The sequence below is a fragment of the Brevundimonas sp. UBA7534 genome, from assembly GCF_002479325.1.
Taxonomy (GTDB): domain Bacteria; phylum Pseudomonadota; class Alphaproteobacteria; order Caulobacterales; family Caulobacteraceae; genus Brevundimonas.
This window is the reverse complement of record NZ_DLMO01000097.1, coordinates 1-9,500: the sequence shown is the minus strand read 5'-3', so window position 1 is coordinate 9,500 and position 9,500 is coordinate 1. Positions and strand designations below refer to the sequence as shown.

General features: G+C 70.2%; 12 protein-coding genes and 1 pseudogene. 10 read left to right on the top strand and 3 right to left on the bottom strand.

Features of this window, described 5'->3' with window-relative positions; all coding sequences use genetic code 11:
* From B2U11_RS07320 to B2U11_RS07280, 9 genes and pseudogenes are all read left to right on the top strand, one after another.
* Positions 1-189: pseudogene (locus B2U11_RS07320) on the top strand (GNAT family N-acetyltransferase); the annotation flags it as partial.
* 59 nt (positions 190-248) lie between these two features.
* Entirely contained in the window at positions 249-827 is a 579-nt protein-coding gene (locus B2U11_RS07315) for a TetR/AcrR family transcriptional regulator (RefSeq protein WP_292070861.1), read from the top strand.
* Positions 827-2,521: an MFS transporter gene (locus B2U11_RS07310; RefSeq protein WP_292070860.1), complete on the top strand. Its 1,695-nt coding sequence runs from the start codon at positions 827-829 to the stop codon at positions 2,519-2,521. Before B2U11_RS07315 ends, B2U11_RS07310 begins: the two co-directional genes overlap by 1 nt.
* A 26-nt stretch (positions 2,522-2,547) precedes the next feature.
* Entirely contained in the window at positions 2,548-3,672 is a 1,125-nt protein-coding gene (locus B2U11_RS07305; protein WP_292070859.1) for an HlyD family secretion protein, read from the top strand.
* A gap of 182 nt (positions 3,673-3,854) precedes the next feature.
* Entirely contained in the window at positions 3,855-4,067 is a 213-nt protein-coding gene (locus B2U11_RS07300) for a cold-shock protein (RefSeq protein WP_201216936.1), read from the top strand.
* 46 nt (positions 4,068-4,113) lie between these two features.
* Positions 4,114-4,302 carry a hypothetical protein gene (locus tag B2U11_RS07295; RefSeq protein ID WP_201216939.1) on the top strand — a complete coding sequence of 63 codons (189 nt, stop codon included), beginning with the start codon at positions 4,114-4,116 and terminating at the stop codon, positions 4,300-4,302.
* A gap of 4 nt (positions 4,303-4,306) precedes the next feature.
* Positions 4,307-4,567, top strand: coding sequence for a hypothetical protein (locus B2U11_RS07290; protein WP_201216942.1), 261 nt, complete (start codon positions 4,307-4,309; stop codon positions 4,565-4,567).
* A 57-nt stretch (positions 4,568-4,624) separates the two neighbouring features.
* Entirely contained in the window at positions 4,625-5,023 is a 399-nt protein-coding gene (locus B2U11_RS07285; RefSeq protein ID WP_201216945.1) for a hypothetical protein, read from the top strand.
* Positions 5,013-5,750 carry an NYN domain-containing protein gene (locus tag B2U11_RS07280; protein ID WP_201216948.1) on the top strand — a complete coding sequence of 246 codons (738 nt, stop codon included), beginning with the start codon at positions 5,013-5,015 and terminating at the stop codon, positions 5,748-5,750. Before B2U11_RS07285 ends, B2U11_RS07280 begins: the two co-directional genes overlap by 11 nt.
* A 207-nt stretch (positions 5,751-5,957) precedes the next feature.
* Here the strand turns inward: B2U11_RS07280 and B2U11_RS07275 are convergent, their stop codons facing one another.
* Together B2U11_RS07275 and B2U11_RS07270 are read right to left on the bottom strand one after the other, a co-directional pair.
* Complete coding sequence (locus tag B2U11_RS07275; RefSeq protein ID WP_292070858.1) at positions 5,958-6,356, bottom strand: host attachment family protein; 399 nt, start codon at positions 6,354-6,356, stop codon at positions 5,958-5,960.
* A gap of 132 nt (positions 6,357-6,488) precedes the next feature.
* A complete protein-coding gene (locus B2U11_RS07270) occupies positions 6,489-6,686 on the bottom strand; it encodes a hypothetical protein (protein WP_201216960.1) in 198 nt (65 codons plus the stop codon).
* A 454-nt stretch (positions 6,687-7,140) separates the two neighbouring features.
* On the opposite strand from B2U11_RS07270, the gene B2U11_RS07265 reads away from it, so the two are divergent.
* Positions 7,141-7,788 carry a hypothetical protein gene (locus B2U11_RS07265; RefSeq protein WP_292070857.1) on the top strand — a complete coding sequence of 216 codons (648 nt, stop codon included), beginning with the start codon at positions 7,141-7,143 and terminating at the stop codon, positions 7,786-7,788.
* A gap of 309 nt (positions 7,789-8,097) precedes the next feature.
* On the opposite strand, the gene B2U11_RS07260 is transcribed toward B2U11_RS07265, so the two are convergent.
* The coding region (locus tag B2U11_RS07260; RefSeq protein ID WP_292070856.1) for a DNA repair protein RecN at positions 8,098-9,500 on the bottom strand (1,403 nt) is incomplete at its 5' end.

The window sequence follows — 9,500 nt, the reverse complement described above, 5'->3', positions numbered from 1 at the left end:
GCCGCCGAGGCCGCCGCCGCCGCCCGCTTCGCCGCCACGCGCATGGAGATGACCGTCATCCGCCAGCGCGCCGAACTGATCGCCTGGTACGAACGGCGCGGCTATCGCCTGACCGGCGAGACCCGCCCCTTCCCCGTCGATCCGCCCCGTCCGGCGCTGGATTTCGTGGTGCTGGAAAAGCCGCTCTGACGGCCCTGCACGATCCCCCTCTTGAAAAACGGACACCACTGTCCATTTAACGTGACAGCATGTCGCACCCCGCCCCCAAGCCGGTCCGAAAGGACGCCGTCCAGAACCGCGCCGCCCTCTTGGCGGCCGCGCGCGCGGTGCTGTCCGAACAGGGGCTGGACGCGCCGCTGGACCTGATCGCCGAGCGGGCGGGCGTGGGACGCGGCACCCTGTATCGTCACTTCGCCGATCGCACCGAACTGGCCCTGGCCGTGCTGGAGGAAGAGGTCGAGGACCTGGGTCGCCGCACCGCCCAGCGCGGCGACGATCCCGACGCCTTCTTCTGGTTCCTCGACCAGCTGGCCCAGCACATGATCCGCAACGCCGGCCTGGCGGGCGTAGTGCGGAACGTCCGCTCGCCCGACGCGCTTGCGCCCTTAAGGCGACGCTTGATGGAGGCGGGCGCCGGGCCGTTGGCGCGCGCCCAGGCGGCGGGCCTGGTCAGGGAGGATCTGGGGCCGATGGACATTCGCCTGATCGCGACCCTGCTGGGCGCCGGCTTCCAGAACGCCGACGAGGCCGAGCGTCGCGCCGTTTCCGAACGTGTCCGCGCCCTGCTGCTGGACGGGCTGAAGGCCCGCCCCCGGGAGGCCCGCTGATGGCCCCCGACGACTGGCGCCTGCCCTGGGAACAGTATGTCGAGACGCTGAAGCCGCACGAGCGGCCGATGATGCCCGGCAGCCCGGCGACCCCGGACCACCCCTGGCCCCGGCGCCTGCAGTACGCCCTGACCGGCGTTCTGGTGGCGATCACCGGCTCGCTGGGCAACGCCGCCATCCTGGCCAATCTGTCCAGCCTGCAGGGCTCGCTGGGCATCACGCCGTTCGAGGCGGCCTGGCTGCCGGTCGTCTTCGTCATGACCAACGCCTGCCTGAACCTGATCCTGATCAAGTTCCGCCAGCAGTACGGCCTGCGCCTGTTCACCCAGATCTTCCTGGCCGTCTTCGTCCTGGTCTGCGCGGCGCACCTGCTGGTCGACAACTACGGGTCCACCCTGGTGGTGCGCGCCTTCGCGGGCATGGTGGCGACGGGCCTGTCCAGCCTGGGCTTCCTCTATCTGATCCAGGCCTTTCCGGCGGCCCACCGGCTGAAGGGGCTGATCATCGGCATCGGCCTGGCCAGCTTCGCCACCCCGCTGGCGCGCCTGATCATGCCGACCCTGCTGCAGCTGGACGACTGGCGCGGCTTCTACACCTTCGAGCTGGGCATGGCCCTGCTGTGCTGGGTCGGCACCCTGATCCTGAAGCTGCCCCCGTCCGAGCGGCTCAAGGTGTTCGAGCCGACGGACTTCCTGACCTTCGCCCTGTTCGCGCCGGGCGTGGCCTGCCTGACGGTGGTGCTGGGCCTGGGCCGGGTGGTGTGGTGGACCCAGGCGCCGTGGCTGGGCTGGTGCCTGATCGGCGCCATCGTCCTGCTGACCGCCGCACTGGCGATCGAGCACAATCGCAAGAACCCGCTGATCAACACCCGCTGGCTGACCGGCGCCGACATGCTGCGCCTGTTCGGGGCGATCCTGCTGATCCGCATGGTGCTGTCGGAACAGACCTCGGGCGCGGTGGGCTTCCTGACCGTCGTCGGCCTGGGTCCGGACCAGTTGCACGGCCTGTTCGTCGTCATCCTGCTGGCCATGATCGCCGGCACCGCCGTCAGCGCCTTCACTTTGAACATGGAGAAGCTGAACAAGCCCATCGCCATCGCGCTCGGCCTGATCGCCATCGGCGCCTTCATCGACAGCCACTCCACCGTCCTGACGCGCCCGGCCCAGCTCTATTTCAGCCAGGCCCTGATCGCCTTCGCCTCGGCCATGTTCATCGGCCCGGCGCTGATGATCGGCATTTCGCGCGTGATCCAGCAGGGCAAGCAGAACCTGATCAGCTTCATCGTCATGTTCAGCGTGCTGCAGAACGTCGGCGGCCTGGCCGGCTCGGCCCTGACCGGCAGCCTGCAGATCGTGCGCGAGAAGTTCCATTCCAACCAGCTGGCCGCCGACATCACAGCCTCCGACCCGTTGGCGACCCAGCGCCTGGCCCAGCTGTCGGGCGCCTACGCCCACACCCTCACCGATCCGGCCCTGCTCAGGGCCGAGGGCGTCGCTCTGCTCAGCCGTCAGGTGACCCAGCAGGCCAACGTCCTGGCCTACAACGACGTCTTCCTGATCATCGCCGTCATCGCCGCCCTGGGCTGCGCATGGGTCACGGTGATCCACCTGCGTCCACGCTGGAGGGCCCGCGCCGAGGCCCGCCGCACCGCCCGAAATCCCGACGCCGCGACCGTGTCCGCCGCCGTCGACTGACCCGATCAAGAAAAAGAAGAACAGCCATGACCGACGCCGCCCCTGCTTCAGCCCCAGCCCCCGCCCAGCCGGCCCCGCAACCGGCCGCGCCCCCCGCGCCCGAGCCCCCCGCGCCCGAGCCGAAGAAGCGCGTGCTGTGGACGGTCGTGGCGGCGGCGGCGGCGGTCCTGGGGGTGCTGCTGGTGCTCTACGCCTGGCGCCTGCCGCCCTTCACCGGCGGCGTGCAGCGCACCGACAACGCCTATGTTCGCGGCCAGGTCACCCTGATCAGCCCCCAGGTCAGCGGCTATGTCACCGACGTCCCGGTCAAGGACTTCCAGACGGTCCAGCCCGGCCAGCTGCTGGCCCAGGTGGACGACCGCATCTATCGCCAGCGGCTGGACCAGGCCCAGGCGGCCCTGCACGCGGCCGAAGCGGCGTTGGAGAATTCGGCCCAGTCCCAGGCCTCGGCGCGCGGGTCGGTGGCCCAATACGCCGCCGCCATCGCCGGGGCCGAGGCGACCCTGGCCAAGGCCCAGGCCGACGCCAACCGCGCCCGCACCCTGAAGGAAGGCGGCTGGGTGTCCCAAGCCAATGTCGACGTGGCCGAGGCCGCCCTGCGCAGCGCCCAGGCCCAGGTCGCCCAGGCCCGCGCCCAGCGCGGCGTGGCCGAAACGGGGGTGGAGAGCGCCGTGGTCAACCGCGACGCCCTGGCAGCAGGGGTCGAGAACGCCCGCGCCGCCGTGCGCCTGGCCCAGATCGACCTGGCCAACACCCGCATCACCGCCCCCCGCGCCGGCCGCCTGGGCGAAGTCGGCGTGCGTCAGGGCCAGTACGTCACCGCAGGAACCCAGCTGATGGGCCTGGTCCCGGATGCGATCTGGGTCACCGCCAACATGAAGGAGACGCAGATGAAGAACGTCCGCGTCGGCCAGCCCGTCGACCTGTCCGTCGATGCGTTAGGCGGCCAGACCCTGCGCGGCCATGTCGAGCGCATCGCCCCCGCCGCCGGCAGCGAGTTCAGCGTCATCCGCCCCGACAACGCCACCGGCAACTTCACCAAGGTCGCCCAGCGGATACCGGTGCGTATCGCCATCGATCCGGGCCAGGCGGCGGCGCAGCGGCTGGCGCCGGGGATGTCGGTGGTGGCGCGGATCGATACGGGCGGCTGAGGACGTTGGTCGTCCGGCGCCCTTGCGGTGGAGCGTCGGCCTCCCCATCTTACATCCTGTCGACTTCTCTGCGTAACGCGCCGCCCTTTGCATCGCGCACCGAGGTCCAAAAGCCGCTCCGTTCAGATCCGACAGGCCGCCTGGGAATTCCCCTTGCGGCCCACACAGATGGAGATCTGAAAATGGCTACCGGCACTGTCAAATGGTACAATCCCACCAAGGGTTACGGCTTCATCGCGCCTGACGACGGCGGAAAGGACGTTTTCGTCCACGCGTCGGCCGTCGAAGCCTCTGAGCTTTCCTCGTTGAACGAAGGCCAGAAGATCGGCTTCGAGGTGGAGCGCGACGCCCGCAGCGGCAAGGAATCGGCCGGCCGTCTCACGGCGGAGGCCTGAGGACGCCGTTCCCATCCGCGATCAAGCGATCGCCTTTGAAGGCGTCGTGACCCGGCTGCTTCCGCTCGGCGCCCGGCGCGTACGGCTTGGCAACGGCCACCTGATCACCGTGCTGCCGTCCTTGGGCGAGACCGAGGCGACCCGGCTGGGCGACGCCGTGACGGTTGAGATCCGCTTCAATCAGCTCAGGGGCTGGCGCCTTGCGCGTCGCCCGGACACCCTGTCCGAAAGGTGAACCCATGACCCCGCTGGCCGAAAAAATTCCTGGCATGACCGACGCAGATCTGGCCGCGCTCCGCAGCAACGCCGTGCGTCTGATCGAGCACGGCCTGCCGGGTCAGGTCGCCGCCGCCTCGGAGATCATTCCCGTCATCGACTCCGAAGCGGCCCGACGCGCCTCCCTTCCCAAGCCGGCGGTTCCGGCGCGCACCCGGACGGCGAAGAAAAAGCCCCTGCCTGCCAAAGGTCACCAGACGTCCCTGCCATCCAGCGACGCCTGAGGACCGGCCCACCGAAACCCCGGAGGCTCTGGCCGCCGAAAGTCATGAGGACCAGCCATGATCGAGGAGAGTTTCGTGCGCCTCTATGCGCACGATTTCGTGCAATTCGCCGCCCGGGCCGAGTTGGGTCAGGAGATCGAGCCGAGCCTGACACGGCGTCTCAGCGACGCGCGCGCCCACTCCGAGCTGATGGACGCCCGAAAGGGTTCCGGCCATCTCGACGCCCTCGTCGCTCGGCTCAACGAAGAGGGCTCGCGCTTCTCGGGGCGCGCCCTGCTGAAGGGCGCAGATCCGGTGCAGGCCGCAAGGCGGCATCGTGCGTTCCTCGCACGTGTGGCCGATCTGCTATCCCATGAGCGGGTGGAGGACGGCGTCGATGAACGCGCACGCTTGACCCGACGCAAAGCACGACCCACGCTGCCGTCTCGTCGTGCAGGGAATGAACATGGCGGCTGAAGCCCGCGCGCCGCGCCTGGCGGTGCTGATCGACGCGGAGAACGCTTCGCACAGGATCGCCGAGGCGCTGTTCACCGAAATCGCCGCTCTCGGCGAGGCGTCCGCCCGCCGCATCTATGGCGATTTCGCCAGCCCGCAGATCGCCGGCTGGACCAAGGTCTTGGCGCGTTTCGCCATCCAGCCCCAACAGAATTTCGCCAATACCAAGGGCAAGAACTCGGGTGACATCGCCCTGGTCATCGACGCCATGGACCTTTTGCATTCGGGCCGGTTCGACGGCTTCTGCCTGGTGTCATCCGATGCAGACTTCACCCGCCTGGCCTCGCGCATCCGGGAAGAGGGCGTGGACGTCTATGGATTCGGCGAACAGAAGACGCCCGAAAGCTTTCGACAGGCCTGCACCCGCTTTATCTACACTGAAAATCTGAGCGTTCCCACCGAGGTCGAAGGGGGCGAAGCCAAGACATCGCGCCGCGCCCACGCGGAAAGCCGGCGCAAACCGGCGGAAGCCGCCCGACTGATCGCCAGCGTCATCGCCGACATGGACGAGGATGGCGACGGCTGGGTCGCTGTCGGCGGGATCGGAAACCGCCTGCGCAACGCCTATCCGGATTTCGACCAGCGCACTTATGGCCACGCCAAACTGTCCGATCTCATTCGCGCCACCGGCCGGTTCGACATCCAGACCAGCGGCGGCGGCGGCATGCGAATCCGCGACAAGGCATAGACGGGGCCGGCCGCATCGCCGCCCTCACGGCCTCCCCGTCGTGGCGGTCAGCGGATGCACGTCATGCGCGCGCATCCGCTCGAAGTTGCCCAGGCGCATCGCCATGGCTCCCAGAATCCCCAGGCGGTCTCCACGGGGCGAAGGGGTAGGTCGGCTTCGGCGCGGGCCAGCTCTGCTCACGCCACGCGTCGCGGCCCGCGTGAGGCGTCACGCCTTCTCGATGGCCGCTGCGATCTGATCGGTGGAGTGGCCGGTCAGGTCCTTCGCGACCTCGCCGATCAGGCGCGACGACGTTTCCTTGTGCCAACCCTTGCGGAGTTGACCCAAGGTCTTGGGTGCGGCGATGACCAGCAGGTGCTCGACCTTGTTCGTCAGCACCCATTTGTTGAGCACTTCGGCCACGCCCATGGCGAAGCCGTCTTCGGCCTGGGTGTCGTTATCGGGATTGGCTTCGCTGGAGATGCGCCCCGCCGCGCCGGATACGCGGTCCTCGATCTCCGGAGTCGGGACGGCCTGAAGGCGGACGTCCTGCTGGCCCGTATTGCGGAACAGGGCGAGCTTTTCGCCATCGACAACGGCCACGAGGGTGTTCTGGGCAAGTTTCATGAGTGGACTCCGTAACTGGGGTCGCTTGAAACGAACCGCAGCCACGGCGGTTGCCCCCGATGTCGAGCGCGCCGCATCCTGGCCGGACGACAACGGCTTGAACAGCGGGCCATGGGAGCCGATCCCTCCCCCTCACCTTCTCCCCATCCTTGCCGCCAGCAGATGCACGTCATGCGCGCGCATCCGCTCGAAATTCCCCAGCCCCAGCGCCAGGGCGCGCATGATCTCCAGGCGGCGGGTCTCCTCGGGGTGGAGGGGCAGGTCGGGTTCGGCGCGGGCCAGCTCCGCGTCCATCTGGTTCACCATGTCTGAAAGGGCTCGGTCGTTCATCTGATCCTCCGTCGCGCCACCGACATGACCACAAAGCAGAACCGGAACAAAAAGGGAACATATATCCACGCCCGGCCTGTGGGCGGCGGCTCGGCGTGTGTGGATTGCAATGCGGCGTCGGCGCCCCTTCGCTGTCCTTCCGGGGCGTCCGCAGGACGAACCCGGAACCCAGGAAGCAAGCATCGGGCCCCGAGCGCGTCCGGCGCCGCGACCGGGGTCCTGGGTTCCGGGTTCCGCGCTTCGCCCGGCCCCGGAAGGACGAGATCGGATGCCCGGCCCCGTCCAACTCGCCTATTTGATCCCGACCAGCGTCATCGGAAGACGAATAATTTCATACCCTGACCCGCTACTCCGGGGACAGTGGAGACGATCGGCGCGCCCTGGTCGCGGGCCGTGGCAGGCTTTGCGCGTCTGGAAATGTCCAGACCTCGACAAATTGTACAGGCGAATGTCCATGCGCGCCCACCCCGCGACCACCTATGTCCGTGCCGGTCCCCAGACCTGGGGCCGGATCCGCGAGGCCTATCTGTCGGGCCTGTCGGCGCCTGCCGTCGCGGCCCGTTTCGGGGTCAGCGTCGCCGCCATCCGCAAGCGCGCCGCGCGCGAGGGCTGGACCAAGGCGGCGATGGGCGACGCGGCGCGCCCGGCGGTAGCGGCGGCGGCGGCGGCGCCCTCCACCTGGGGCCAGGGTCAGGGGGTCGGCCTGGGGCCCGTGCCGGCGGCGCTGGAGGCGGCCGAGCGGCCGGTCGTCGCGGCCTTCCGCATCCCCCTGGCGCTGAACCCGCGCGCCCTGGCGCGCCAGTCGCTGGCGCGCGCGGCCCAGGCCCTGCGCGAGGGCCGGGCGCTGGACGCCCAGCGCATGGCCCAGGCCGCCGAGGCCGTGCTGCGCGTCGATGCGCGGGTCGACAGCTGGCCCGACGAGGACGACACGATCGACGACGACGGCCGCGACGCCCTGCTGGTCCAGTTCGTCCGCTCCATCGCCGTGGACGTGGCGGTCAAGCTGGCGCGCGGCCAGCCCCTCCCCGCCGCCTACGCCGACCTCGCCGCCGAGTATGCGGATGCGATGGCTGGGAACGGCCAGCGCGCACAGTCAGGGTGATTTTCGTCGTGCGGAGACAGGCGGGACTTTCTCCCTCCCCTTCATGGGGAGGGTGGTCGGAGCGCAGCGACGACCGGGTGGGGAGGGCTTGGTGATGCAAGGCGCTGCACTTGGTTTGCCTAGCCGGCCCCACCCGGCCTCGCCTTACAGGCTCAGCCACCCTCCCCATNNTCCCTCCCCTTCATGGGGAGAGGTGATCGCGCAGCGATCGGGGTGGGGCTCGAAAGGGCGTGAGCGGGGCGCCGTAACTTCTCCACCCGGGCTTCGCTGCGCTCCGCCGTCCCTCCCCATGAAGGGGAGGGAGAAAAATTATCCGATCAGCGCCTCGGCCGCCGCGCGGGCGGCGTCGGTGATCTCGGCGCCGGACAGCATCCGCGCGATCTCCTCGCGGCGGCGCGCATCGTCCAGGGCGACCACCGTGGTGGCGGTCAGGCCGTCGCGGTCGGCCTTCATCACCTTCCAGTGGGCGTGGCCGCGCGCCGCCACCTGGGGGCTGTGGGTCACGACCAGCACCTGGGCGCCGTCCGACAGCCGCTGCAGCCGCGTGCCCACCGCCTCGGCCACGGCGCCGCCGACGCCCTGGTCCACCTCGTCGAAGATCATCACCGGCTGGCGCAGGTCCTGCCGGCTGGCCAGCGCCGCCTTCATCGCCAGGGCGAAGCGGGCCAGTTCGCCGCCCGACGCGATGGCGTCCAGCGGGCCGAAGTCGGTTCCGGCGTTGGTGGCGATCTGGAAGCGGACGGTCTCCACGCCCTCGGGGCCGCGCCGGTTCTCGATAGGCTCCAGCGCCACGCGGAAGCGCGCGCGCTCCAGCTTCAGCGGGCCCAGTTCGCCCATCACCGCCTCGGTCAGCCGCTCGGCCGCCGCCTCGCGCGCCGAGGTCAGCAGGGTCGCGGCCAGGTCGTACGCCTCCAGCGCGGCCGCCGCGTCGCGCCCGGCCTGGGCCAGGGCGTCGGCGCCGTCCTCGATCAGCCGCAGCTGCTCGCGCAGGCGCTGGCGCAGCGTCGGCAGGGCGTCGACCGTGGTGTTCAGCTTGCGCGCCGCCGCGCGCAGGGCGAACAGCCGCTCCTCGGCCTTGTCCAGCCGGCCGGGCTCGTATTCGAAAGCGTCGGCGGCGGCGTCCACGGCGGCGATGGCCTCGGCGGCCTCCACCATCGTGCGGTCGATGGCGTCGACGGCGGCGGACAGTTTCTGGATCACCGGGTGGTCGCCCTCGGCGCCCGCCTGGCCAGCCCGCTGGCGGGCGTGTTCGACGGCGCGGAGCGCGGCGCCCAGCTTCTGGCTCAGCTTGTCGCCGCCCAACTGGGTGCGGGCGTCGGCCAGGTCGGCGATGGCCTTCTCGGCCGCGCCCAGCAGGGCCCGCTCGCCGGCCAGCTCGGTCTCCTCGTCGGCGCGGGGGTCCAGCGCGTCCAGCTCGGCCAGGTTCAGGGCGATCTCCTCGGCGCGGGCCGCCGCGTCGGCCGCCTGGGCCTTCAGCTCGGCCAGCCGCGCCTCGGCCGCCTTCAGCTTCACCGACGCCGCCGCGACCCCGTCCAGCTGCGGCTTCAGGCCGCCGTACGCGTCCAGCAGGCCGCGGTGGGTGCGCCAGTCCAGGAGGCCGACGGTCTCGTGCTGGCCGTGCACCTCGACCAGGGCGGCGCCGATTTCGCGCAGCGCGGTCACGCCCGCCGGCTGGTCGTTGACGAAGGCCCGGCTGCGGCCGTCGGCCGACA